The organism is Ruegeria sp. D4 (assembly GCF_056534475.1).
Genome location: NZ_JBQFPJ010000028.1, coordinates 20,477 through 44,492 on the forward strand (window position 1 = coordinate 20,477; position 24,016 = coordinate 44,492).

The following is a 24,016-nucleotide window of genomic DNA, read 5'->3' on the forward strand; positions in this document are numbered from 1 at the left end:
CCCGAGGCCCGCCGCTCAGCTTAGTTCAGACCGAAGTGCTTCACCATGGGTTGATCCTCGGGATCGACCTCGATGGCCAGATTTTCAGCCATGCCCCAGTTCAGCACCTGATGGTGGATCGGGATGTACAGCTGCTCATCCTGCACTACACGCCAAATGTCGGCTATGTCCTGGTCGCGGGCAACAAGGTCTGTGTTTGAGGCAAGCGATTTGATCTTGGCGTCAAGCTCATCATCATTAAAGCCAGTGCCGTTCCAGGTACCGATGTCACTTTCACGGCCATGAACCAGGAAGTTGAAGATGTATTCCGAGTCGTATGTCGGAACGCCCCAGCCCAGCATGTAGAAGTCGGTCTTTCCATCGGTGATCAGCGGGAAATGTTGCGCCTTGGGTTTGGCATCCAGATTCACGGTAATGCCAATTTGACCAAGCATCCCGACGGCCGCCTGGCAGATACCTTCGTCGTTGATGTATCGATCATTGGGGCAGTCAAGACGGATTGAGAAGCCATCAGGATAGCCCGCTTCAGCCAGAAGCGCTTTTGCTGCTTCAACATCAGTACTGCTTTCGGCGTCCATATCAGCCGTCCAGCCGTTCACGAAGGGCGGTGCAATCATCCCGGCGGGTTGCGACTGACCGCGCATGACCACCTGCTTGATGGCATCGCGGTTGATCGCCTTGGACATCGCCTGACGTACGCGCACATCTGCAAGGGGGTTCTTGCCATCGACGTTGTCGGCTTCGATATCATTTGCGCCCTGGTTCATCCCGAAAAAGATCACCCGGTTCTGCGGCGCCTGTTTGACTACAAGGCCATCCGCAGCGTTTACCCGTTCCAAGTCCTGAACCGGCATGTCCTGAAGGAAATTCACCTCGCCGGACAGCATAGCCGCGACGCGCGTCGCGTTATTCTGGATGGGCGTGTAGATAATCTCGCTGATTGCCATTGGGAACTGATCGCGGCCCCAATAATCCTCGTTTCGATGCATGACGGTCTTTACGTCGGGTTCGCGGCTGACCAGCTTGTAAGGACCAGTGCCGTTCACGTTAGTAGTCGCGAAGGTGATCTCGCCGCCTTCAAAATCCTGAACATCGACCGTGTTGTTCGCTTCGGTCCAGCCTTTGTCCATGATGAACAGGTCGGTCAGGTTTGCAGGCAGGATCGGGTTCGGACCGTCGGTCACGATCTCGACCGTATGGTCATCGACCGCGCGCACCTCGACAATCGAGTTGATCAGTTCTTTCATGTCCGAGTTCGGCTGTTTCGCGCGATTGATGCTGAACACCACGTCTTCTGCGGTAAGATCGGCACCGTCATGGAACTTCACCCCCTGACGCAGGTTGAACACCCAGACATTCGGATCGCTTTCGCTGGGGTTCCAGTCGGTGGACAATGCGGGCTCGAACGCGCCAGATGTGTCGCGGATGATCAGAGGTTCGTACATCTGGTGGCGCACGGTATGGGTGGGCCCTTCGTTCTGCGAATGCGGATCAAGCGTCAGCGCATCGCCCGAGCGCGCCCAACGCAGGGTTTCGGCAGTGGCCAAAGACGTCGTCGTCATCAACAGCGCCAGTACGAGTATTGGTTTTTTCATCATTTTCTCCCATATTGCAGTCGTTTAACCGCATTGAATTCACGATACTGTGTCGCAAATTTCTGCGAACGTTATGGTTGTGGATAGCATACCAACCGCAAATGCATGTCAATCGTTCAACTCGGTGCTGAATTTCTAAACGTAAGCGACCCGGGACTTTAGGAGGACAGCCACTCTCCCAGAAAACATCGCATCAAGTGTCTATTACTTAGGCGAGACGAAAACAAACCGCAAAAATCAAGCTTCCCGTACCGATAAGAAAACCCAGATAGCGCTGACGGGAATTGCGCTTCTCAGAGGCTTGATAAGTGTTCGGTTTTAGAAGCGATTGCCACACTGCCCTAGTCTCGCTGCCAGATTTGCAATCCTCCCGAGGTGTTTTCGCCGCGTTTGCAAAGTGCACAAAGCGGTGGTTCGAGCAGAACACACCAACGGCAGATTAGTCCGCACTTCGGTCGTTCAGAAGATTTCAGCGAACGTCCGCTGCCACTCAATGCAGACCTTCAGGCGAAAGGCCTCGGAATGACCACCAACAATGACCGCTATCCGTTCCCGTCCAATTGGCATGGGCGACTGCGCGAAATAATTGGCTCATCGAAGGTCAGTATTTAGGCTGCAATCAGCCGATCCGCACACCGCAGAGAGTGATTACTTCAAGCCGAAACTTACCATTGACGTCATGTTGAGTTATTCGAATGCGTGACTTAACAATTGCAGTAGATTGTTTGAATGAGGAGTTCGTTTTGCCAACTCGTTTAGCTTACTGTTTTCTCACTATATCTTTGATTTACTTTTTCACTGCTTTTGCCGCGCAAGCCCACTCTGGCGAGGGGTATGGTGGAGGCTTTGTCGCAGGATTTACGCATCCAATCCTCGGTTGGGATCATGTGGCTGCAATGGTCGCAGTTGGTATCTGGGGTGCGTTTCTTGGTGCGCCAGCAATCTGGATCTTGCCGGTTGTTTTTCCTTTGGTCATGGCCTTCGGGGCGATAGCAGGAATTATCGGTATTCCAATCCCTGCTATAGAAACAGGCATTGCTCTTTCCGCTGTTGTACTGGGAATAATGATCGTTTTTGCTGTCAAGCCGCCGATTTGGATATGTGCGGTTATTGTGGGGTCTTTTGCAATTTTTCATGGTTACGCGCACGGCACCGAACTTCCGGCCACGGTAAACGCATTTGCATATGCAGTCGGCTTTGTAATCTCGACAGGGTTGCTTCACCTTACTGGGATCGCATTCGGACTGCTTGTTCGCTGGCCTGCAGGTAGAGTTGCTGTGAGGGGTGCCGGTGGCTTGATCGCTTTTGCCGGGATCGCGTTTCTTACCGGTGTAGCCTAAGAGAATGAAAAAGTGCAGACTAATCTGCTATCCACTTGCGATTTTGGTCGCGGGGCCTGCCTCGGCCCATAGTGCCTTTCCCGGTATTGAGGGCTTTTATGTCGGGCTGATCCACCCCTTTTCGACACCGCCGCAGGCGCTTCTCATTATGGGCCTTGCTTTGCTTGGTGGTGGGTTCAAACCGGAACAGGTGCAATGGCTGCTTCCCAGCTTTTTTGTGGCGAATATTGCGGGCCTCGTTTTAGCTTTCGGATTTGAAGAACTCGACGCAAAAATGTTTGCAATCGCCTTTGCCGCGTGTTCGACGGCCGCGCTTCTTCCCCAAAAACTGTTGCCGTTTGCAATCGCACTGGTCTGCGTCGGAGCATTTCTGATAGGAGACGCGTCTGTCCCGGAGCCAGGGCCGTTAAGAGACAGATTGTTCACAATGTCCGGCTCCTTAGTCGGGGCCAATGTTGGTCTTTTGTATCTATTGGGGGGGTCCTTGTGGGTCAGAGAACGCTTTAAGAAACCTTGGGTTGGAATTGCTTTCCGCGTTGCTGCAGCTTGGCTTGGAGCCGTGTCATCTCTGATGCTGGCACTCGGCTTCGCAGGTGCAAATCTCTCTACGTGAACTGACTAACGCCTACCGTGTAGGCTCAGACAACCCAGCATGGGAAGGAGGCAATTGGCAGCTCGGGCAGTTTGCATAACCAAGTGGGGCTTGAATAGATGACCGCTTTCCTCCGTAAAGCCACATTGGCAAAGTCTTGTTTTGAATGTCCGGTCTGGGCTTAGAGCGGTAGTTGGCTTATGCTGAGCGGATGGCGGCTCTGTTCGCCAAGCAGACACTCTGAAGGTCTTTGAACCCTGCAGTGCGGCTAACGGCGGCTTTGTCCGCTTAGCGGTCGCTCGCTGCAACTTGCTTGAACGTCTGCAATGCGGACAAAGCGGCCATTAGTTGCACCGCTGCACAGGCCCTAGGAAAGAGTAATTTAGAGTTGAATAGTCACGTTTCTCAATCGACTGTCGCGCCTGGCACTTTTTCTTAGCTCGAAAAATTGACGGGCTTTGGCCAATATCGCGAGCGAACGCGCGTGAGAATTTGCAAACCCATCGCTAGAGAGCTGAGCGTTCGAAGACAAACCGAATGACACGAGCTTTCGGCTGTAACAAGATGATGGTGGAGGTGTAAGTTATGGCGGATGTTTTCGACCGCATTGCAGATTGGCTGCAAAAGCTGGCCTTTTTTGATGCTGACCTTGGTGGACTAGTCGAGCAGTTAAGTAACAGGCTGATCGATGGTGGCGTGCCGGTCACGCGTGTTTCCTTGGGTCGCCTGATGATGCACCCTGTAATTGGATTGCTCGATGCAACTTGGGATGCATCAAACCATCGTATTGAATGGACTGTTCTTCCACGCAGCTCAGTAACGGCTGATCTCTTCGACAAAGCACCCTTCGGAGAGAATTCGAAATTGGCCAATGAGATTGCGAAACAGCACTTTAATAAGGAAGTATGGGACTTGGCGGACGGACTTGCGAACGGCACAATCAAGTTTCCTTTCATGCGAGCAAATCTGACTGATCAAGCGACCCGTGACAAATTTCCGCTATTCCGAAAACTCGCTGAAGCAGGCGTCACCGACTATGTCGTATGCAGTGCACCATTCGGCAATCGTACTGTTGTCTTTGACGGAGAGTTGGAGTGGGCTTTGGGCGCGTCTGTGTCTTTTGCTACAAAGCGTCGCTCTGGCTTCACAGACCGTGAGGTAGATGGTCTGTCGCGGCTGTCTTTACCTTTGCTTGGTGCAGCGCGTGTATTGTCGGAGCAGTTCTTGGCAGCTGAGTTGATGGAGGTCTATCTAGGCAAGTTGTCCGGTCGATCCGTACTGAACGGTCAAATAGCCCGGGGAGATGTCAGCATAATTGACTGTGCTCTCTTGTTCAGCGATATGCGCGGCTCAACGGCGTTGAGCCAGCGCTTGTCATCGGAAAAATATGTCGCGACGGTTAACCAATTCTTCGATTGTGTCGGTGGGGCGGTACACGATCACGGCGGAGAGGTTCTTAAATTCGTTGGCGATGGGTTGCTTGCGATCTTTCCTTTTGATGGTCAACGAAGACTACCCGAAGACATGTGCGAAGCAGCCCTGTCCGCGGCGCGTGAAGCGTTCCAAAGGAATGAAGAACTTGATCCATCAGACCGTGCTGAATTTGGGGTTGGTTTGCACACTGGGGCGGCTGTCTACGGAAATGTTGGCACTGAAAAGCGCTTGGATTTTACGGTAACCGGCCCATCAGTCGCTATAGCCAGCAGGTTAGAGGGCCTGACGCGAAAACTTGAGGCGCGGCTTTTAGCAACGGGCGATTTTGTGAACTTGGTATCTGAAGAGCCGCAAAAATTGGGGCGGCATTCTCTGCGGGGTTTTGAGGAAGACTTAGAGGTCTTTTCTTACGAAATCGTCACATAACGCTCAATTCCATTAGGCTTTTGGCAATCATTCGTTGAGGCGCGGCTATGCGTCAGCGAACCCCTGCAAAGTCGGTCCAACACAAACCAGCGACCTTGCGCTTCTAGGATTCGATGCCTTGGTGGATGAAACCATACAGGTCTCCACGGCTAAAGGTGCGGGCGAAGGCGTAAGCTTCGGAAGCGAGACTCGCCTGATGTGCCAATAGACGACTGCACGACTTGGAAATCAGGTTTTCATCTGGGCTCGAGGCGTAAAACGCCGACCCGCCTTTGCAATGCATAGCCAAGCCAATATCGCTTGCGGTAGCTCGAGTGCCGATCTTGGCAGCCAACTGCTCATCAGCTTCAGTTTTTTTGGCGGTTCGCTCTTCGGATTGTGCGTTCGATTAATTCCGTCACCTGGCCGGGCGTTTCAATGGAAGACGAGTGGCCCGCTCTGCGAAACACCACCAGTTCAGAACTCTTGATTTCTCGATGGATGCGCTCGGACCTTTCGGGAACCGTCGCCACATCTTCGTCCCCGACGCCAATCCCGACGGGAACTTTAATGTTAGCGAGGAGGTCAATGCAGCCCGCCCGTTCGATCACGCCTTTGACTGCACGTGTAATGCCGATCCGATCATTTCCCGAAATAGCCTTGGACCATCTGGTTTTTTTCCTCAGCGCGTTCAGTGTCCTCGAGAAACGTGCGGCCAAACACAATTGGCATCACCCGTCCAATGACAGCCCATAGTCCAATCCATCGTGCCACAAAGTTCAGCATTCTGTAGCGCGGAGCGTTTTGGGAATCTTCAGGATCGGCGCTTCTTTCAAGCAGGGTCAGTGTTTTGACCAGGCTTGGCTCCCGCGCGGCCAATCTCATCCCGACAAATCCGCCCATGCTTAGTCCAACAAAATGGCACGGCTTTGCATCCAGATGCTTGATCAGTGCAGCTGCGTCCGAAGTGAGTGTGTCAATGTCATAACCGGCATCCGTAACGCCACTCCTGCCTTGCCCTCGATGATCGAATGTAATGCACCGATAGCGATCTCGTAGTTGAGAAACCTGCGCTTCAAACATCGCTCCACTGAACAAAAGGCCATGAGAAAAGACGACCGTCTCTCCTTTGCCACCCGTATCATCGTAGTGGATCTGTGCACCGTTTAGGCTAACCGTCGGCATTGAATTCTCTTTGCTTAGGAATGACGAAAATAACAGAAATCTGGCGAAAGTTCACTAGAGCGTTCCAAATTTGGTTCGCAAAGCCTTTTCCCAAGCCCTATCCAATGGACTGTTTGCAGCCCGAAGCGGCCATTCACAAATGGACTTTGAATATCCCGAGAAGTAAACAAAGCTGTCGATTTCTTTTGAGGCCCACCGGTTGTCTTTCTGAACTTGAAGCCGAGCGCGCGCCTTAAAATTTCTCTATAAGTTGGGGGATGGCCCACTCACAAACCACCCCCCAGCCGAACTGGACTGCAAAGGTCCAGGACGGTTGACTAAAATCGTTCAATTGCGGTTTCTACTTGGCCGCAAAACTTATCAATATCGCGCTTTAGCATATCACTTTCTCGCGTCTCATCTCTGACGCCAGATAGTTCTTCCATAACAGCCCACAAATCTTTTTCTGGAGCTGCCTCCGCGATGCGCACCAAAGCTCGAATAAGGGCGGCCGTTACGAGGCCATTGCCCCGGGCAGCGCGTCGCAGAGCTGGCATCGAGTCTTGAAACAGTGCCTCAGCCGTGATGGACGGGTAAATCACCCGCGCGTTTCCGTCGTCATCCCGATACACACCCGTGCAGAGCTTGGATGACCACGCTCGAGCCAGAGATGCTGATAGACGGTCGATGCACACAATTGCGGTAAACGTGTCATTTACACCCGGCGACAAAGCCCGAAGCGCGATTTCAATGAGGAGGTGGACAGAAAAACGGATATCTCCATTAGGATCTCGCGCGGGGATCAACGGAGCTGCCGCTTGCACTAGATCATTCAGGCTCTCGTCACTATCACCATAAACATTGGCCAAAGTGTCCGTTGGAACCATGAAGTCACCTGGCTGCACATCAAAAACGACGACTGCCCCTGCTTCCTTGGCCGCACTCACCAGACCTTCGGTATTGATCGAATTCACATATCCAGTGCCCGCGGCCGAGACTTGGCGCTTGTCTCCCTCCTCAGGGACTGCCTCTGAAGACGGAATATCTGCACTGTTTTCGATTGCGGCGCTCACTTGGCGATCCAAGGCTTCAGAAATCCGCGCCGCCTCCTGATCAATGGTTACGCGCGTCGAAACAGTATGAACGAAGAGCAACAGCAAAAGAACTGAGATGATCGAATAGACTATTCCAATCGCGACGGCCAAATTGACGGATGTGTCATCGCGTATCAGCCACAAGATCAACAAGCTGTATAAAAACGTCGCTCCAAGTGAGCCAACTGCAACCTGATTTACCCTGTCTTCGCCAAAGCGCTGCAAGAGCCTGGGCCCAATAGATCCTGCTGCCAAGGTGTAGACCAGCAAAACAATGGAATAGACCATGACCAACGCGGACATGGATGCTGCCGAGATTGCGCTCAGTACATCGCTCGCAGTGCTATTGGACACTCTGATCCAATCGGAAGCGGGCCAACCCCAACTCACGAGCGCTTGCTCCGTTTTGAAGACAATCCCAGCCACCAAAAGCCCTGAAAGACTGATGGCGGCAGGGATAGTTAGGAACCCGCGAAAGTACCTCACTAATTCTTTAGGTGTTTGCATTCCGTTCCCCATTCTCGACACGAGCTTCTTTAGCGAACACAGCTCTATGCGAACCGGTCGGCCGCTTCTTTCAAAGCACTCTGCATTTCGTCCCATGCAGCCTCGTAGCCCTTTTTGACATCTTCCCAGGCCTCGTCGCTGGTCGACTTCAAATCATTCAGTTGAGCCTCTGCGTCAGACCTTGCCTTGTAGAGCTTGCTGAGCTGTTCCTCGAGCTCTAGTTTGGCATCCGCTTCAGCCACCTTCAGCTTGGCTTCGAGAACATCAATCTGGGCGTTCCAACTGTCCAGTTGCAGCTGTGCCTTTTTCTCGTACCCAACACGTGTCATCATTTTTCCTTTCTTCTCAAACGGTGGTTCAGATCGAGGGGAGCCATCCATTAGGCCGCAACAATTGCCTTGAGCATCCAGACCGCTTCCTCATGCTTCGCCATCCTGGCGTTCATCAGATCCTCCGTAGCTCCATCGCCATAACGGGCTGCGGTAGCGGCAGTCTCACGCAGGTTCCGGGCAATCTCTTCGTGGTCTGCAACCAATTGTTTGATCATCCCCTCTGCATCTTTAACCGTCTCTTCTTCGGTCAGCTTGGCTTGGCTAACCATGTCCGTGAACGAGATCGGTGCCACCTGACCCAACGCACGCACCCGCTCGGCCAATTCATCCGCAGCTTCGAACAGGTCGCGATACTGACGCTCTGTCAGTTCATGGATCGGCAGGAATAGCGGACCCACGACGTTCCAATGTGTGCCTTGTGTTTTCACCATCAGGACCATGGTATCGGCCAGTACTTCCGTCACCGCGTTGGCGATCCAGGCGTTTTTGTCGATGCCTGTGTCGTTGGTTTCTTCCTGAACTTCAGACTTCAAGACTTGCTGTATCATTTTCACTCCGTTTCGTTGCTTGCGGAGTAAAACCTAAGAGCGATTCATAAAATTTCAAATAAAATCATATACTTAATATAGGTATCCGACACATCATGGGGCGCTTCATGATCCTGGGTATCCGGCACAACATGCCAAGATTGATGTAGACACACAGGCCCATTGCCATACATGCTTGGAGTAACTGACGTAAGCTACTGAGGTCATACCAGTGTCTGATCAAAATCGACCACCAAAGCGCACGGAAAAACTACAACTGATGCTCGACCTCGAAGAGCTTAAAACCATCGATGATTGGCGGTTCGAGAACAGATTGCCATCCAGAGCGGCCGCCATTCGAGAACTCATCCGTCGCGGTCTGATTTCCAATGAGTTTGAAGAACCACCTACTGATGCGCCTTCCGGTGAGTTTCGTGTTGTGGATGAGTGACAGGAACATCCACAGAGCACCAAGCGAAAACCATGTTTGATTAAGGTGATGTTCAATTCTCACCCTCGCGTCGGTAGTTGACCAACCTAGCGCGCCGCGAACACATAGGGGAAGATTAGGAAGGGCTTTCTTCAGCATTAATTCTTGGCGCCAGGCTACCCTTCACATCGGGACTGGAGCCCAACTCGCTCTCAGCGTCAGCAAGCGAAATTGCTTCATCTTCACCGACAGCAAGGACGGCAGTTTCAGGCGTAACCACCCTTGCAGGAGCGCTGACGCGAAATGCGGTCTTCTCACTTTCAGGTACGGCTGACTTGGCCATAATCCGCCAGACCGTAAACACGATCATCAGGCAATGCGCTGCCACAGTTGTCATGAATAGGCCCTGTGGCCCTAATCCAGTCATTGCTACACCTGCTATCAGCGGCCCGGCAATCGATCCCAGCCCGTAGACCATCAGCAACCCGCCTGAAACCTGAATCGAGGTGCCCGGCGGTGCATGGTCGTTCGCATGTGCAACGATGATTGGATACATCGCAAAAATTGCAGCGCCAAACATCCCAACCAAAGCAAGGTTCATGACGCGAGACTCCGGCGCAAGAAGGACGAAAGCCAGGTCCGAAGCGAGAGCCACAACCGCTGTAAACAGCAAGACTTTACGCCGGTCCATTCGATCACTTGCAAATCCAATTGGGACCTGTGCAAAAGCTCCGGCCAAAACCGGAATACTCGCGAACAAAGCTATTGCAGTAAGTGATAACCCAACGCGATCCGCATACACCGCAGCTAGGGTCCCAAATGCTGCATTTGAAATGCCAACAAGAAAGACCGCGGCGACCGCAACTGGAGAGTTTCGCCACAACGCCGGTAGATCGAGACGCACAGATGTCAGGGGTGCTGGCGATGCCGAGGTTGACAGGGCAGTTGGTATAAGCGCCAAACAATACACCATCGCGCCTACGGCAAAGAAAATGAAACCCGTTGCATCTCCCAGTGAGATAGCCATCTGACCGGCTGTCACCGCACCCAGGTTAACCATCGTGTAGACGCCAAAGACTGTACCACGCGTATTGGGTTCAACCTTATCGTTGAGCCATGACTCGACGATCATTGCCGCGCCTGCAAAACAAAATCCTGAAACTGCGCGCGACGGTATCCACGCCCACGTTTCTACTACCACAGCCTGGAAAAGGATCGTTACGGCGGCGAGGGCACACATTACGCCGAAGGTTCGAATATGTCCTACTGCCCCAACAAGCCTTGGTGCAACAAGGCATCCTGCTACATAGCCAACTGCCCACCCCGTTCCTAAAAGGCCCAGAGAGCTGGCGGAAAAACCTTCGAAAGAGCCACGAACGGGAAGTATCAGACCATGGACACCACCCGCGAACAGAAGAAGCCCTGATCCAAGAAGCAGCGCTGATATCGGTAAGAGCTGTCGGAACATCGGTTCCAGCCTAATGTCAAACTGGGAAATGAGAAGCTATTTTGCTTGCAAACACGTTTTTGCGAAGGAATTCAGGGCATTCGGTCCAGCAGTTTGGTCAATCTTTGGCAACCTACTTTAACTACAACCACTTCGAGAGTTTGAACACAATGTAAAGTGCAATTCCGATGGCAACCGAAGCCAGCATCAGCGCCCAAAAGGCAAAGGGCGCGTTCAAGCCGGGCATACCAGCTACGTTCACGCCAAATAGACCAGTCAGAAATCCAAGTGGCAGAAAGATTGCTGCCACGACGGACAATAGATAGCCGTTTCGAGCAAGCGCATTCGCGTGCTCGGCGTTCATTTGCTCCTGAAGCGCTGTCAACCGGTCCCGGCTTGCATCCAGTTCCTCAAGCGTACGGCGAGTGCGGTTCGCGGTTTCATTGACCAATACAGATGCGTCGCTGTGAATTACGCTACTTCTCAGTGAGGATAGAGCATCGAGCGCATCGCGTTGCGGACTGATATAGCGCCGAAGTTTGATCACCGTTTGCCGCAATCGCGCAATGCGCTCTGGTTTGATTTCATTTCCTGTAAGCCCGATCTCTTCGAGAGAGTCTGTCTCGTCTTCAAGTTCAAGCGAAACAGCCTCAATCCGCTTTGTGAGCCCCGCAGCAAGTTCTGCCAAAAATGCACCAACACTTTCTGGCCCGATACCGCTTTCGGCTTTTAGACGAAGACGGTCTGCTACCCAGACTTTGCGCACACGGGCAGATACGATGGCTCTTTCCGTAGCCCAGAGCCTTAGAGAAACCATATCCTCCGGAGACGCATCAGGGTTCAGGTTAACGCCGCGTAGGTTCAAGATGATGCCATCGTCGTGCATATCACATCGTGGTCGCGTTTCCGATTGAAGCAATGCCTGCGCGGCTATGTTTGGCAATTGTTCGTGTGCCCATTGCCTTAAGCCGCTGTCGGCGAGGTCGAAATGAATCCAGCGGTAACCGTTTTGCTGCCTTGCAAAGGGTTCTGGCCACTCTGAAGAGACGTGGACTGCTTGGCCAGCTACTATATCAAACGCGCAGATGGGAGTGACTGTTTGTGTGTTCATTGGCAATCCTATTTTGCGTCGATTGGGAAGCCAATGCATACCAAAGATTGCTCGCGGACTATCCCCTAAACTGGACAGACCATAGATGGTTTAGCGACCTATGCCACTATTGGTTTCCGGCAGAACAAGGCGCAATGAACACTAAGAATACCAAAGCGCGTTCATCTTTTGAAAGGTATCAGGTATGCGATCAATCCGATGTGTAATGGGTCATTTCCCTCAGCGCTTCCAGTTCAGCTTTATCATCGTCGTGAATACGCGCGAGGATTTCTTTACTGCTGACGACCGCAAACGGACCCCCTCCGCGTGTGACAACAAGGTTCCTGTAACCGTGTTTTGCCATAAGGCTAAGAGCCTTTGATAAGCTGGATCCTGAAGCGCAAGTGACAGGCTTTTCGGTCATCCAATCGCTAACAGTTTGTTCATAAAATGAAGAGCCGGAGTCGGCGAGGCACAACAGAATATCATGATCAGCCCGCATCTGCCATGAGGTCATTTTCCGAAGAAGACGTTGGGGGCATCAAAAAGGGGGAAGATTTGCGGTTTTAGTTTTCGGAACGACTTTCTATCTGTTCCCAACACCAACTGATCAGGAATGATAGCCCTCCGACTACAAAGACTATCATCGCCGCGGCTTCTATTCGGAACACCGCAAACTCAATCGTTGGGGCCGTCACCAACAGAGTGGCAACAGTAAAGAACATCGCGGTCCATAGCGTGTTACCACCGATTTTGTGCACGCCTATGACAGCGGAAGCAAACCCGAGGATCAATAAGACTTGGTGCGACAAGCCGCTGAACTCGAAACATAGGGCTGCCAAAGACCCAAGCGCCACGCCAACCCCAAACCGCAATGCAGCATCAGGCACTTTTTGAAGTGGAGCCAAGACGCGGAATACGAACAGTAACGAAAGCCAATAGGATTTTTGGTTTCCAATTACGTGAGCGAGAAACGACGTCAAACTCATGCCGACAATTAAGAATAGCCAGACAGAAATTGCTTCCTTGAAAGACATGGGGGGTCGTATTGCTGATCCCGCCAAGTTAAGCCAAGCGCTGAGCAAACTACCGACTGTTGCCGCGGCTAGAAAAACCAAAACATGAACGGCAATACGCTCGTCGGGTGGGATCAGTAAGTACAAGAGCAATCCGTTCAATGCAGGAACTGTCGCAAAACCACCGTACTTGTACCCTTCAAAAGCAGCCCAGCTGATCAAGACAAAACCACAAAGAAAGGCAATCCACTGAAGCGGGAAGAGTGTGCATACCAGTATGCTCACCATCACCATCGCCATTGTTCTGGCATTAGAAACAAGACTTGAAAAAACAGACCCTAAAAAACCAGCTGAAAAACCCGCGACTGCCGCGATACCACCAAACGCAACGACCTGACCGCCAAGCAGTACGACGAGTACGGCTGTTGTGCAAATTGCCAACGCTGTACTCCAAGAGAGCACTCCTCCATCGAACTTACTCGGCACCCTTGTTCCTCCACTAAGCGGCTTTTCGTCGTGAGTTCACTGTAGTCCGTACGAAACAGAACCTTTCGAATATTCTGAGAATTTTCACCGGTCCCAAGTTTTTAACAGGTCAGTGTAATCCCATAACAGCTCGCATTGTATCGCGATTGGAGGCAGTCGGTCAGCACTATGTATTGGCAACAGAAGCCCATTGGGTGATCCATTGTTTGAAGTCTTAACCATGCGTTATTGAGCGACGGGCGCCCAACCAGCTCGCTCTAAACCTTCAATAAATGCCGCGCTTATCCCTGGATCGATATGTTGCGCCTTTAGCGCTTTGGCGGGGTCGCTAGCCAGCATAGGCCAGCCCGCGCCCATGCGCTCCAAATGGACACCCGCTGCCTCGCGATTTCCCATCCCTTCATACGCAACCGCCAAAAGGCCGTGTCCTACGCTGGAACCGTTGACCACTGATTTGCTAGCGGCATCGAACATCCGCTCCCACTCCTCGTTCATCATGTGTCCGATAGCCAGAATATGGTAGTAAAATGGGAGCGGCTCAACAGAGCGCTCGATGGCCTGTCCCATGAACAGTCATTCGCTGCACCTTATGTTTTCGCTGACCCCGTGCGCAAAATACTCCTACTCTTGATCACCCGGATGAAAACAATTGAAGTTACGTGAAGTTTTACGTCGCATTCGATCTCTTAGGTCGAAAACAGCGCAGCGGCATAAGCGTGGATTGGCAAAATTCAGCACCAATCAAAAATGGTGTTCAGAATGTTGGAAGTTCATTCGATTCCCGGTGCATTTTCCGCACGGGAATGTGAGCAGATTGTTGCTGAGTCAAAAACAGCCCCGACGAACGAGGCTCTGCTCGTCGGGCAGAACAAGGACCACAACTTGCGCAGGGCAGATGTGACGTGGTTGGATGATGTTCAAGGCACAGAGTGGGTGATGGCGCGGCTGATTGAAGTGGTGCGTCGTTCCAATGCTGACAAGTTCGGCTTCGACCTGAAAGAGTTTGCCGAAAGTCCGCAAATTGCCTGCTACAAGGCATCAGTTGGAGGCCATTTTGCATGGCATTCTGATATCGGGGATGGGCCGACCGCTCGGAAACGCAAGCTGACGCTGGTCGTGCAGCTCAGCAAACCGGGAATGTACGACGGTGGTGACCTGGAAATCATGCCCGGTGCTTATGCGGTCACGGCCAGCCGTTATCAGGGCTGTGCGACTATTTTCCCGAGCTTCCTGCTCCATCAGGTGACGCCAGTGGAGCATGGTCAACGACGCTCATTGACCGTCTGGGCCCATGGCCCGGCATTTCGCTGATACCACTGTCATGCTTTTATACCACTGTCATGCTTTTCCAGATTGATCCAAAACTATGTCACACTCCAGGGCGGGCAGATATGTGCTCACTGGACACTGGGGTATTTCTTCAACACTGTCAGCAACCAGTCGGGCGGAGCCTCGATACTTGAAATCATTGCACCCAACTCCGGTTCTCTCACTTTCCGGGCCGCGTGCTCTGGCAAGAACCAGCACCTTTTTCGCTCGTGTTTTTCCTTCCAATTCTTGCTGAGTTTCTTCACGACCATCGGATAGAGTGTCACGCGGCAAGTTATTACGGTGCCGTCATCGAGGAGTTTGAAATAGTCGAATGTCCCAAGCGGTGTTTTGGAAATAGCGCCCAAAGCGCCTGCTTCCTCCCAGGCTTCGATCTTCGCGGACGACCACGGACTTTTTTTCTTGTTCGCCCATCCCTTTGGCGGGACCCAACGTCCTGTATCTCTGGACGTCACCAGCAACACCTCTACCTTGGAAGCGTTTGACAATCTCAAAGGTAGCGCTGCAACCTGCGCATACAGCTTACCTGTCGTTCGGGCGGCCTTCCTGGTTTTGCTCATATTCGCAAATGCCTTTACCCCTCAAACAACTGATCGATCAGGTGTATTGCGTGCCTTGTCGCGCAACACTTTCAGTTCCAATTCGTCTTCCTCATGAAACCGTGCAAGTATCTCTTTGCTGCTCACGACGGAATAAGGCTCGCCGCGTTGAGTGACGACCAAGTTTCGAATGTCGTGTTTCGCCATCAGACTGAGAGCAGTTGAAAGTTTCGAACCAGTCGCACATGTGATTGGTTTCTCTGTCATCCAGTCATTCACGGTTTGCTCGTAAAAGGAGGACCCTGAATCCGCGAGGCACAGCAGCACATCATGATCCGTGATGATCCCGACTAACTTGTCATTCTTAAGTACAGCGAGGGCATTCACTTCCAAAAGTGCAATCGCGACCGCAGCTTCGAATACGGTTGTGTCAGCGTCGCAGAATGGGCGTCTTTTTAGATTCTGTGCTTCGACAATGCTTGAGATCGTCATTCTTTTTTCCTCGTAAGAATGCGCCCGACCAAACTGATGGTTCGGGTGCGGGAGAACGTCAAACCAGAAGTGGCATCATTGCGGTTGCAAGGCTCAAGACGAGGAAGAACCCCGCCATGTCGGTTATAGTCGTCAATAAAGGGCCGCTGGCGACGGCGGGGTCCTGACCGATACGCTTCAACAGCAATGGTAGAATACCGCCAATGGACACGGCGACGACGGTGTTGAGCCCAAGTGCTCCACCAATCACCAGCCCCAGAAACGGATTGCCTTTCCACATCCAGGCAACGACGCCGATCAGAAGCCCGAGAACGAACCCATTGATCACCCCGACCGACACTTCTTTGAACCAGACACGCATGGCGTCGATGGGCCGGACAAGGCCGAGGGACAACTCGCGCATGCTGACGGCTACGGCCTGATTGCCCGAGCAGCCGCTCATGTCGGACACCATCGGCAAGAACACTGCAAGCGCGATCACTGCGGCAAGGGTTTGTTCATACGCGGCGATTACGCTGGCCGCGATCACATTGAGAACAATGTTGGCCGAGAGCCATTGAAGCCGTCGCCTCGCCCGAAGTGGGAGCGGCATCGACCGAAGTTCATCGCCGAAAACACCCTGGCGTTTCAGGCTGGCCGATTCTGCACGTTCCAGCAGGGCTTCATCGACGGCAGACCGCGAGACGACACCCACCAGATGCCCGTCCGCTTCAACGACCGGTAATCCAAGAAACGGGTGTTCATCGAACAAGTCTTCCAGTTTCTCCAGCGGCATGTTGGCTGGGACGGTAATTGGGGGCACCATGATATCGGTCAAACGCGCGCTTCGGCGTGTGGACACGAGGCTGCGCAATGAGACCACGCCAATTGGGGCACCATTCGAATCCAGCACATAGGGATGCTGACCCCGATAGCGTTCAAGGTCATACTCTTCATTGGCGAAGCGCCTGAGCACTCTTCCCACTGTATCGGTCTCGGAAAACGTGAAGGCTTCGGCAACCATGAGGCCTCCCGCAACATCGTCCTCATATTCCACCAGCCGACGAACATCTGCGGCATCCTCAGGATCCATCCGGGTAAGGATCGCTTCTGCGTCTGCGTCTTCAAGCTCTCCGATGACATCGGCCTGAACATCAGAATCCAGCTCTTCGATGACCTCTGCGGCCTGCTCCGACTCCATGCGCTCGACAAGATCGACCGCCATCGCGTTCGGCGCCTCTTCGACAAGTTCGGCAGCTAGTTCCGGTGGCAGCAAAGATAGTGCGGCGCTCCGCTGCTCTACTGGCAGATTGAGCAGTTCACGCAGGGCATCGCTCAACGGAAGCGGATCAAGCAGCTGTGCGAGTTCAGCCCCGTCACGCTCTGCCAGGGCTTGCTGCAACTGCGTTTCCAGTTCCCTCGGGATAGTATCGGTGTCTCTCATCTTCGTTTCATTGGTGGAGATTCTGGCCAGTGAAAGCTCTATAGCAGATTATTTTTGCCTATAGACAAATTTTTTTCGTCAATATAGTTAAAAATCATGCTTGAACATGACTGGATATCTATAACCGCCGCACGCCTGGCCGAACTTTATGATCAGGACTTTGGCGGTAAGCCAAATGGGCGCTATCGAATCCCGGACAAGCTCGTCCGTCGGATCGCAGGGCGTAGACGTTTATACGAAACAGACATCCGTGCACTGTCGGTTGCACTTTTTGAACTTGGGTACGTGTTAATAGACATGGACACGTTTTATGTCGTGATGAGCGCCAATTCGTTTGTGAACTACAGACGTGCCAACGATGACTGCATAGAGTAGATGCTATGGTGAAGCGTGCCTCACACCCAGAAATCATAGGTTGGCGTGAACGCATCAGCCTGCCCGACTTCGGAATAGAGAATATCCCGGCCAAGATAGACACCGGTGCAAGAACCGCAGCACTCCATGCTGTGGACCAGACAGTGTTTGAAATTGACGGCGAGCGATGGGTCGAGTTCATGATACCAGTCCAAAACCACCGTTCACCAAACCGGGTTCGAACCAGGGTTGTCGACGAACGTGAGATCAAGAACACAGGTGGCGTCCCCGAACGTCGACTGATCGTGAGAACGCAGCTTTTGCTTGGACGGCATCGTTGGCAGATCGACGTCTCTCTGGCCAACCGTGCAAAGATGGAATTTGATCTGATCCTTGGCCGCACCGCCATTCGCAGGCGGGGGATTCTAGTCGATCCGGGTCACTCCTATCTGCTGGGTTCCGGAAAAGCTCCAACAGGGATCAAAAAGAAAGCCAGACGCAAGGACCCGGAGGGACAACGCCAATGAAATTTGTCATGCTGGCTCGGAATCCAGAGCTTTACTCCCACCGTCGTCTGAAAGAAGCCGCAGAGCAGCGCGGACATGAGCTTGATATAGTGAACACGCTGCGCTGCTATATGAACATCGCTTCACGCCGCCCCGAGGTCTACTATGACGGCAAGAAGCTTGGGCGCTATGACGCGGTGATCCCCCGGATCGGAGCATCGGTCACATTCTATGGGTTGGCCGTGCTGCGGCAGTTCGAGATCATGGGGGTCTTTCCACTCAACGAGTCAGTGGCGATTGGCAGATCGCGCGACAAGCTGCGCTCCATGCAACTCATGGCGCGGGACGGCATTGGCCTGCCGGTTACCACCTTCGCGCACGATCCGAAGCAAACCGGCGAAGTTCTCAAACTCGCGGGCGACGCTCCACTGGTGGTCAAGCTGCTGGAGGGAACACAGGGCATCGGGGTGGTTCTTGCCGACTCCAACCGGTCGGCAAAATCTGTGGTCGAGGCCTTTCGCGGCGCGAAAGTTAACATCATGGTGCAGGAATTCATCAAGGAAGCGGGCGGTGCGGATATTCGTGCGCTCGTGGTGGGTGGGCGCGTGATTGCAGCCATGCAGCGAAAAGGAGCCGAAGGCGAGTTTCGATCCAACCTGCATCGGGGTGGAAGTGCCCAACCTATCAAGATCTCACCCGAGGAACGCTCTACCGCCGTGCGCGCAGCCAAGACGATGGGGCTGAACGTCTGCGGCGTAGATATGCTGCGCGCCAATCATGGGGCAGTTGTCATGGAGGTGAACTCCTCACCCGGACTTGAAGGGGTGGAAAAGGCAACTGGTATTGATGTTGCAGGCAAGATCATCGAGTTTCTGGAAAAGAACGCCGCCAAGGGAAATACCAAGACCAGAGGGCGCGGATAACGGCTATGCGCGAACCATTTGAAATCGGCGGTTTCACCGTCCCAGCAGGTACGCGGGCTACGCTGGACCTGCCGGTGAGCGTGATGTCCGATCATACGCCGGTCAGCATGTCAGTGCATGTGGTTCACGGCCGCCGCCCAGGGCCAGTCCTGTTTGTCAGCGCGGCAATTCATGGCGATGAGGTGATTGGCGTCGAAATCGCGCGGCGATTGCTACGGGCACCTCAACTCGACAAGATCGCGGGCACGTTGCTGGTTGTGCCAATCGTGAACGCGTTCGGCTTCATGACCCAATCGAGATACCTTCCAGACAGGCGTGACCTGAACCGTTCTTTTCCTGGCAGCGAGGGCGGATCATTGGCGGGCCGCCTCGCACATATATTCATGACTGAAATTGTTGAGCGTTCCGATCTCGGTATCGATCTTCATTCTGCCGCTATTCACCGCACCAACCTGCCTCAGATTCGAGTGTCTCCGGCCTCGGATGCGACGATCAGATACGCCGATGCGTTCGGCGCGCCGGTCGTCATGATTTCCAAGTTGCGCGACGGGTCCCTGCGAAAGGCGGCCCAAGAGCGCGGCGTCGACGTGCTGCTGTTCGAAGGTGGCGAAGGGCTTCGATTTGACGAGCTTTCGGCGCGGGCGGGGCTCGCAGGTATTCTTCGGGTAATGAACGCCATGGGCATGGTTGCCAAGCGCGGGATCGCCGCTGTGCGTGAAGCGCCTGTTCACGCAAGAACGAGTTCCTGGGTACGCGCTCCGGCCGGTGGATTGCTAAGAACATTCAAGGCAGCGGGCGAATATGTGGAGGTTGGCGACTTGCTTGGCCGGATCTCGGACCCGTTTGGTGAAATCAGAATGGACGTTCTTGGAGAAGCGGACGGTATCATTGTAGGCCGCACCAATTTGCCATTTGTGCACGAGGGCGATGCCTTGTTTCATATCGCCAAAACGACGAGCGCAGATGTCGAAATGCGGGTCGACATGATCGCCAATCAGCTCGACGGTGATCCAATGTTCGATGAGGACGAGATCATTTAGGTGGCCTGAATGTGAGAGCGCGGGGCAGTTGCCCGCCCCGCACCAATTTACTGGATTGCACGCAAACCGCGGCTCTCCAGCATCTCCCAAGCGGCAAGCCCGATCAGCGCTGATCCCGCTATCCATGCATTAGCCGTCGCCACAACATGGCCCGTGAAGTTCAACGCCGCCGGCGCCACGATCAACAGGAACCCCAGTGCCGATACCGGAGCCACCCGTGCGAGAAGGTGGCTCCGACCGTCGGCGCCGGACATGACCAGAACAACAATGCCAGTTGCCATGAAGGCGATTGCTTCAAGTTCAGCCATGCCCTGCAACAGTGTTTCCTCACGAAACAGGACAAAGGGGGACAAAACCAACCAAATACCCATCGCGGCAAGCAGCCATTTGTGGGGCGGGATTGGCTTCCTCATAGCCGTGACAACCTTTGCTTACTGATCACCTGTGGGACCAGGGAGAAGTTCTGCGTCAACGGCGGCAACCAATTCGTCGTCATTGATGAAACCATCTGCATTCGCGTCGATCTCCAGGAAGAGATCATCCGAGACTTCAGGATACTTGGTCTGAAGCTCTGCCAGCGACGCCAGGCCATCACCGTCCATGTCCAGGTCAGCGGGCATGGCGAATGCCGGAACAGCAAACAGCGAAGAGAGAAGAGCAACAATAGAAACTCGACTCATTTTGTTTTCTCCATGAGAAAATGGGCTTCTTGCCCATTGTGGGATTGGTGCAGCGCTCCGGTGTTGGTGGCAAATTCACAGGGGTCAGATTGCAACGGTTCCTCAGCTCGGGATCTCCACTACAAAATGAGAAATGTTGATTAGCGTTCCGATCTGGTGGGGGCACTTTCGCGCTACACTCGGTATATCGCACGAAATATTTGTGTTGAAAAACGAATTTTATTCTCGGATGATATCGAAAAATAGAATAGATAATCCTTGGATATCGAACAAGCTCGAACCTTTCTGGCCGTTGTTGAAACGGGCACCTTCTTTGATGCTGCGAAAAAGGTCCATGTCACCCAATCTACGGTGAGCATGAGAATTCGGACTTTAGAGCATCAACTTGGGCAAGTGCTTTTCGACCGCAGTAAATCTGGCGCAGCACTGACGAATGCGGGACAGCACTTTCTCAAAGCCGGTCCAGCATCCGGTCGATCAGGCTTTTCGCCGCGACTTGATTTGCGGAGCAATCATAGATGAGATCGAAGACTTCCTTATAAGTTGATCGTTTGTTTTTCGGCAGGTTATCGAAGATATCGCCCTCAATTTTGGTAGTGTGGGCATCGACAGCATTTTCGATTTTCCGAAGCTGGCTACGCAGCACGCCGCGATCCTCGTCGTCGAAGAGATCGAATTCAGTAGCCTTACGCATCTCCGACAGAAGCGCGCCAATCTCTTCTTTGATCGACTTGGCGTATCGTTGCGACACTGCGCCTTGCTTGAGGACCTCCAGCTTCTCGTAGATCTTGTCCGCAGCCAATTCGAAGGTTTTCAAACGGTTTCGTTTTTGAGAGGAAGTCCGGCATTCGCGTGCCACTTCTGCGCCCACGGGTCGAAGATGCGCAATGATGTTATCTAGACCTAATGTAGGTGCGCGCATAACGCTGCATTCCTAACACTGATTTTATTCAGAAAATCTGGGGGGCTTCGCCCATAATTTTGCGCAGCATTTGCGCATAAGTTTGCACGATTTGCCCATAAGTTTGCACGGTTCACTATACACGTTCAAAATTCGATTGTCGTAGCGTAATACGATCAACTTTAACGCATCAAAACTCAATCAAAAGTGCATTCTGACTGGTATAATTCAACCCAAACCGAACAACACAACTCAATCGCGAGGTCGCGGCAAATCCCTTTCAATGTAGCGCGGCTTGGTCGGCCTTGAATGTCCACTCACCGTGGCTCAACCAACGGTTCATATTTCCATAGACATTTCGTGCCAAGTCATTCCTCCATGATCAGAGGTTGATGGACGAAGATAGTTGTACCCAAATCTCTGATAAAGCGGGACGTGATGCTCTTTGCACATAAGGTAGATCGCGGATTTGCCCATTTTTCTCATGCGGCCGACGAATTCAGTCATCAATGCCCGCGATAGGCCTTTTCCTTGATGCGCCGGATCCACGACGACAGACATAATAACGACATTTGGCGCGCCGGGGTCATGCCCTACAAGTTCTTTGAATTCCTCGTCAGACATTTCAACGTTGTACGCACATCCGCAATTCACAAAGCCAACAATCTCGCCTTCGATTTCAAGAATGAGGAAACCATCGGGATAGACCTCGATTCTCTTTGCTATCTTTTCGAGGGTAGCCGCTTCGTCGCCTTCATAGGCATCAGTCTCGATCTCAAAGCATCGAATTGCATCATAGGTTTGGGCATTTCGAAATCTGTTCATGCATTTACACTATGAACGATGGGTCAAGTTGTATAGCCGCCGTCGGTCTTGCTCGCACCATTGCTCAATCTGCGCGCGGCGCAGACTCTCTCTGCGCTCACATCTAGCGGCAGCTTTGCGGGCAATGTTGCCCCAGGCGCACACATGCTTTTCATTCCACAACAACGCAGCACACCCTTGACCGTAATCACTTGCACATTTAGTCAAGTTTGAGCTGCCCGCTGGGACGACCCGGCCAAGCAAGGGCGTTTTTTTCAGGACGACCTGGCAAATTAGAGGTCGAACATGGCAACTAAAACCAAACAAGCCAGGAAACTGATCGAGGGTAGACCTGCCCTAATCGTAATCGACATTCAAAAGAGCACGTTTATTGATGACAGCGAAGTACGCTCCATCGACAACATGCCGGGCTACAAAGAGCGCATGATTGCTGCGCGCGATTTGGTTGACGCTGCGCATGACAACAATGTGCCCGTCATCTTCGTTCAGGAAGTCCATCGTCCCGATCAGATCGACTTCGGCAGGGAACTGGATGGTGACGAAGACATACACTGTCTCGAAGGTGATCCACGGACGGAAGTTGCAAAAGATGAGATGGGATATCGCAAAGGTGACTACATCGTACTGAAGCGACGGTATTCTGCATTTTTTGGAACCGATTTCGAAATCCTGCTGCGCGGTTTAAAAGTAGACACACTTTTATTGTGCGGCGGTTTGACGGATGTTTGTGTGCACTACACATTCGTCGATGGCCACCAATCAGACTACTTCTGCCGCGTTGTAGAGGACTGCGTTGGAGGGTCATCTGTCCAAGCCCATGAAGCTGCTCTCAAAGCTATGGAGTATCTACAAACCGGCGCTGTTCAGAGCCGAGAAGCAGTGATCAACGCGATCACCTCGCTCTAAATTGCAATCGAACTGTTAGTAGCAGTTGGGGCGCACAATTATTTAGGGTGCACAAACGGGTGGAGATTTTTGTTGCTTGATCGCCTTGGACTTGCCCACTTGAAGCAGAAGATACCGACACTTTCAGTGCAAGCCTTTGAGTGTGCGACGATGGCCCTTCAAAACCTCGCTTGCATCGCAATCCAGCCGTCGGCGCGTATAATGCGAATATGACAAGAGATATTGAATCTAACGCTCAGATAATTGCTGATGCCCTGACCTCTGCCCGGCAGATACCTAAACTGTCTTCAGAGGCAGAACAGCTATCGCTGGATGACGCATATTCGATTGCTAGTCGTGTCCGCGAGATTCTGGGCAAAGAAAGAGTCGGCCGAAAAGTCGGCTTCACGAACCGCACGATTTGGCCTGTTTACGGTGTGGATCAACCCATTTGGGGAGAGGTCCACGCAGATGGGCTGTTTTCGACTGATCAGCCGGTAAACTTGGCAAGTTATTCAGAACCGAGAATCGAGCCAGAAATCGTACTGGGCCTTAAACATGCACCAACAGCTGAAATGAACAATGAGCAGTTGGCAGGTTGCGTGGAATGGGTGGCCCCGGGATTTGAAATTGTTCAATCGATTTATCCCAACTGGAAAT

29 protein-coding genes are annotated in these 24,016 nt (G+C 52.7%); 12 read left to right on the forward strand and 17 right to left on the reverse strand.

The window, feature by feature from the left end:
• Nucleotides 1-20: 20 nt before the first annotated feature.
• A complete protein-coding gene (locus ACR0MI_RS22730) occupies nucleotides 21-1,598 on the reverse strand; it encodes an ABC transporter substrate-binding protein (RefSeq protein WP_480442278.1) in 1,578 nt (525 codons plus the stop codon).
• Nucleotides 1,599-2,290: 692 nt separating this feature from the next.
• Here ACR0MI_RS22730 and ACR0MI_RS22735 point away from each other — a divergent pair.
• The 3 genes from ACR0MI_RS22735 to ACR0MI_RS22745 all read left to right on the forward strand — a co-directional run bounded on the left by ACR0MI_RS22735 (nucleotide 2,291) and on the right by ACR0MI_RS22745 (nucleotide 5,387).
• A complete protein-coding gene (locus ACR0MI_RS22735) occupies nucleotides 2,291-2,935 on the forward strand; it encodes a HupE/UreJ family protein (protein WP_170612367.1) in 645 nt (214 codons plus the stop codon).
• A 4-nt stretch (nucleotides 2,936-2,939) separates the two neighbouring features.
• Nucleotides 2,940-3,548 (forward strand): HupE/UreJ family protein, encoded by a 609-nt coding sequence (locus ACR0MI_RS22740; protein WP_170612369.1) that lies wholly within the window; start codon nucleotides 2,940-2,942, stop codon nucleotides 3,546-3,548.
• Nucleotides 3,549-4,112: 564 nt separating this feature from the next.
• Nucleotides 4,113-5,387 (forward strand): adenylate/guanylate cyclase domain-containing protein, encoded by a 1,275-nt coding sequence (locus ACR0MI_RS22745; protein ID WP_480855660.1) that lies wholly within the window; start codon nucleotides 4,113-4,115, stop codon nucleotides 5,385-5,387.
• Nucleotides 5,388-6,008: 621 nt separating this feature from the next.
• Here the strand turns inward: ACR0MI_RS22745 and ACR0MI_RS22750 are convergent.
• The 4 genes from ACR0MI_RS22750 to ACR0MI_RS22765 all read right to left on the reverse strand — a co-directional run bounded on the left by ACR0MI_RS22750 (nucleotide 6,009) and on the right by ACR0MI_RS22765 (nucleotide 9,011).
• Nucleotides 6,009-6,551, reverse strand: coding sequence for an alpha/beta fold hydrolase (locus tag ACR0MI_RS22750; protein ID WP_170612373.1), 543 nt, complete (start codon nucleotides 6,549-6,551; stop codon nucleotides 6,009-6,011).
• Between the two features lie 317 nt (nucleotides 6,552-6,868).
• Nucleotides 6,869-8,131, reverse strand: a complete 1,263-nt coding sequence (locus ACR0MI_RS22755) for a DUF2254 domain-containing protein (RefSeq protein ID WP_170603650.1) — start codon at nucleotides 8,129-8,131, stop codon at nucleotides 6,869-6,871.
• A 44-nt stretch (nucleotides 8,132-8,175) separates the two neighbouring features.
• On the reverse strand, nucleotides 8,176-8,463 hold the full coding sequence (locus ACR0MI_RS22760) for a sll1863 family stress response protein (protein WP_170603648.1): 288 nt from the start codon (nucleotides 8,461-8,463) through the stop codon (nucleotides 8,176-8,178).
• Between the two features lie 47 nt (nucleotides 8,464-8,510).
• On the reverse strand, nucleotides 8,511-9,011 hold the full coding sequence (locus ACR0MI_RS22765; RefSeq protein WP_170603646.1) for a Dps family protein: 501 nt from the start codon (nucleotides 9,009-9,011) through the stop codon (nucleotides 8,511-8,513).
• A gap of 211 nt (nucleotides 9,012-9,222) precedes the next feature.
• Between ACR0MI_RS22765 and ACR0MI_RS22770 the strand changes: the two genes are divergently transcribed.
• The gene (locus ACR0MI_RS22770; RefSeq protein WP_170603634.1) at nucleotides 9,223-9,441 is read left to right on the forward strand and encodes a hypothetical protein; all 219 of its coding nucleotides are present in this window, start codon (nucleotides 9,223-9,225) and stop codon (nucleotides 9,439-9,441) included.
• Nucleotides 9,442-9,556: 115 nt separating this feature from the next.
• On the opposite strand, the gene ACR0MI_RS22775 is transcribed toward ACR0MI_RS22770, so the two are convergent.
• The 5 genes from ACR0MI_RS22775 to ACR0MI_RS22795 form a co-directional block, all read right to left on the reverse strand.
• The gene (locus ACR0MI_RS22775) at nucleotides 9,557-10,888 is read right to left on the reverse strand and encodes an MFS transporter (RefSeq protein WP_170619840.1); all 1,332 of its coding nucleotides are present in this window, start codon (nucleotides 10,886-10,888) and stop codon (nucleotides 9,557-9,559) included.
• Between the two features lie 121 nt (nucleotides 10,889-11,009).
• Nucleotides 11,010-11,978 carry a zinc transporter ZntB gene (locus ACR0MI_RS22780; RefSeq protein ID WP_170619839.1) on the reverse strand — a complete coding sequence of 323 codons (969 nt, stop codon included), beginning with the start codon at nucleotides 11,976-11,978 and terminating at the stop codon, nucleotides 11,010-11,012.
• Between the two features lie 190 nt (nucleotides 11,979-12,168).
• Nucleotides 12,169-12,474: a CBS domain-containing protein gene (locus ACR0MI_RS22785; protein WP_170817387.1), complete on the reverse strand. Its 306-nt coding sequence runs from the start codon at nucleotides 12,472-12,474 to the stop codon at nucleotides 12,169-12,171.
• A gap of 49 nt (nucleotides 12,475-12,523) precedes the next feature.
• Nucleotides 12,524-13,414: a hypothetical protein gene (locus ACR0MI_RS22790; RefSeq protein WP_170617470.1), complete on the reverse strand. Its 891-nt coding sequence runs from the start codon at nucleotides 13,412-13,414 to the stop codon at nucleotides 12,524-12,526.
• 270 nt (nucleotides 13,415-13,684) lie between these two features.
• Complete coding sequence (locus tag ACR0MI_RS22795) at nucleotides 13,685-14,026, reverse strand: hypothetical protein (protein ID WP_170617471.1); 342 nt, start codon at nucleotides 14,024-14,026, stop codon at nucleotides 13,685-13,687.
• A 192-nt stretch (nucleotides 14,027-14,218) separates the two neighbouring features.
• Here ACR0MI_RS22795 and ACR0MI_RS22800 point away from each other — a divergent pair, with 192 nt between their 5' ends.
• On the forward strand, nucleotides 14,219-14,770 hold the full coding sequence (locus ACR0MI_RS22800; protein WP_170619836.1) for a 2OG-Fe(II) oxygenase: 552 nt from the start codon (nucleotides 14,219-14,221) through the stop codon (nucleotides 14,768-14,770).
• An 86-nt stretch (nucleotides 14,771-14,856) separates the two neighbouring features.
• Here ACR0MI_RS22800 and ACR0MI_RS22805 read toward each other — a convergent pair whose 3' ends face one another.
• From ACR0MI_RS22805 to mgtE, 3 genes are read right to left on the reverse strand one after another with little or no spacing between them, the layout of a single operon-like run.
• On the reverse strand, nucleotides 14,857-15,348 hold the full coding sequence (locus ACR0MI_RS22805) for an NUDIX hydrolase (protein WP_170619835.1): 492 nt from the start codon (nucleotides 15,346-15,348) through the stop codon (nucleotides 14,857-14,859).
• A gap of 21 nt (nucleotides 15,349-15,369) precedes the next feature.
• Nucleotides 15,370-15,819: a CBS domain-containing protein gene (locus tag ACR0MI_RS22810; protein WP_170619834.1), complete on the reverse strand. Its 450-nt coding sequence runs from the start codon at nucleotides 15,817-15,819 to the stop codon at nucleotides 15,370-15,372.
• A gap of 58 nt (nucleotides 15,820-15,877) precedes the next feature.
• Nucleotides 15,878-17,242: a magnesium transporter gene (gene mgtE, locus ACR0MI_RS22815; RefSeq protein WP_170619833.1), complete on the reverse strand. Its 1,365-nt coding sequence runs from the start codon at nucleotides 17,240-17,242 to the stop codon at nucleotides 15,878-15,880.
• A gap of 96 nt (nucleotides 17,243-17,338) precedes the next feature.
• On the opposite strand from mgtE, the gene ACR0MI_RS22820 reads away from it, so the two are divergent.
• The 4 genes from ACR0MI_RS22820 to ACR0MI_RS22835 are packed head-to-tail and all read left to right on the forward strand — an operon-like array spanning nucleotide 17,339 to nucleotide 20,065.
• Nucleotides 17,339-17,617 (forward strand): hypothetical protein, encoded by a 279-nt coding sequence (locus tag ACR0MI_RS22820; RefSeq protein WP_170619832.1) that lies wholly within the window; start codon nucleotides 17,339-17,341, stop codon nucleotides 17,615-17,617.
• A gap of 5 nt (nucleotides 17,618-17,622) precedes the next feature.
• Nucleotides 17,623-18,123 carry a putative ATP-dependent zinc protease gene (locus tag ACR0MI_RS22825; RefSeq protein WP_170619831.1) on the forward strand — a complete coding sequence of 167 codons (501 nt, stop codon included), beginning with the start codon at nucleotides 17,623-17,625 and terminating at the stop codon, nucleotides 18,121-18,123.
• Nucleotides 18,120-19,025, forward strand: coding sequence for a 30S ribosomal protein S6--L-glutamate ligase (gene rimK / locus ACR0MI_RS22830; protein ID WP_170416203.1), 906 nt, complete (start codon nucleotides 18,120-18,122; stop codon nucleotides 19,023-19,025). Before ACR0MI_RS22825 ends, rimK begins: the two co-directional genes overlap by 4 nt.
• A 5-nt stretch (nucleotides 19,026-19,030) precedes the next feature.
• Nucleotides 19,031-20,065 carry a M14 family metallopeptidase gene (locus ACR0MI_RS22835; protein ID WP_170619830.1) on the forward strand — a complete coding sequence of 345 codons (1,035 nt, stop codon included), beginning with the start codon at nucleotides 19,031-19,033 and terminating at the stop codon, nucleotides 20,063-20,065.
• A 47-nt stretch (nucleotides 20,066-20,112) separates the two neighbouring features.
• Here the strand turns inward: ACR0MI_RS22835 and ACR0MI_RS22840 are convergent, their stop codons facing one another.
• The gene (locus ACR0MI_RS22840) at nucleotides 20,113-20,478 is read right to left on the reverse strand and encodes a hypothetical protein (protein ID WP_170619829.1); all 366 of its coding nucleotides are present in this window, start codon (nucleotides 20,476-20,478) and stop codon (nucleotides 20,113-20,115) included.
• Between the two features lie 18 nt (nucleotides 20,479-20,496).
• Nucleotides 20,497-20,745, reverse strand: a complete 249-nt coding sequence (locus ACR0MI_RS22845; RefSeq protein WP_170332111.1) for an EF-hand domain-containing protein — start codon at nucleotides 20,743-20,745, stop codon at nucleotides 20,497-20,499.
• Between the two features lie 258 nt (nucleotides 20,746-21,003).
• Between ACR0MI_RS22845 and ACR0MI_RS22850 the strand changes: the two genes are divergently transcribed.
• Nucleotides 21,004-21,267 carry a helix-turn-helix domain-containing protein gene (locus ACR0MI_RS22850; protein WP_170619828.1) on the forward strand — a complete coding sequence of 88 codons (264 nt, stop codon included), beginning with the start codon at nucleotides 21,004-21,006 and terminating at the stop codon, nucleotides 21,265-21,267.
• Here ACR0MI_RS22850 and ACR0MI_RS22855 read toward each other — a convergent pair.
• Both ACR0MI_RS22855 and ACR0MI_RS22860 read right to left on the reverse strand, forming a co-directional pair.
• A complete protein-coding gene (locus tag ACR0MI_RS22855) occupies nucleotides 21,197-21,667 on the reverse strand; it encodes a hypothetical protein (RefSeq protein ID WP_170619827.1) in 471 nt (156 codons plus the stop codon). The genes ACR0MI_RS22850 and ACR0MI_RS22855 overlap by 71 nt on opposite strands.
• 318 nt (nucleotides 21,668-21,985) lie before the next feature.
• A complete protein-coding gene (locus ACR0MI_RS22860; protein WP_170619826.1) occupies nucleotides 21,986-22,471 on the reverse strand; it encodes a GNAT family N-acetyltransferase in 486 nt (161 codons plus the stop codon).
• Between the two features lie 285 nt (nucleotides 22,472-22,756).
• Here ACR0MI_RS22860 and ACR0MI_RS22865 point away from each other — a divergent pair, with 285 nt between their 5' ends.
• Together ACR0MI_RS22865 and ACR0MI_RS22870 are read left to right on the forward strand one after the other, a co-directional pair.
• Nucleotides 22,757-23,377, forward strand: a complete 621-nt coding sequence (locus ACR0MI_RS22865) for a cysteine hydrolase family protein (RefSeq protein WP_170816188.1) — start codon at nucleotides 22,757-22,759, stop codon at nucleotides 23,375-23,377.
• A 209-nt stretch (nucleotides 23,378-23,586) separates the two neighbouring features.
• Nucleotides 23,587-24,016: hypothetical protein (locus ACR0MI_RS22870; protein ID WP_480855671.1), on the forward strand; the 430-nt coding region annotated here is incomplete at its 3' end.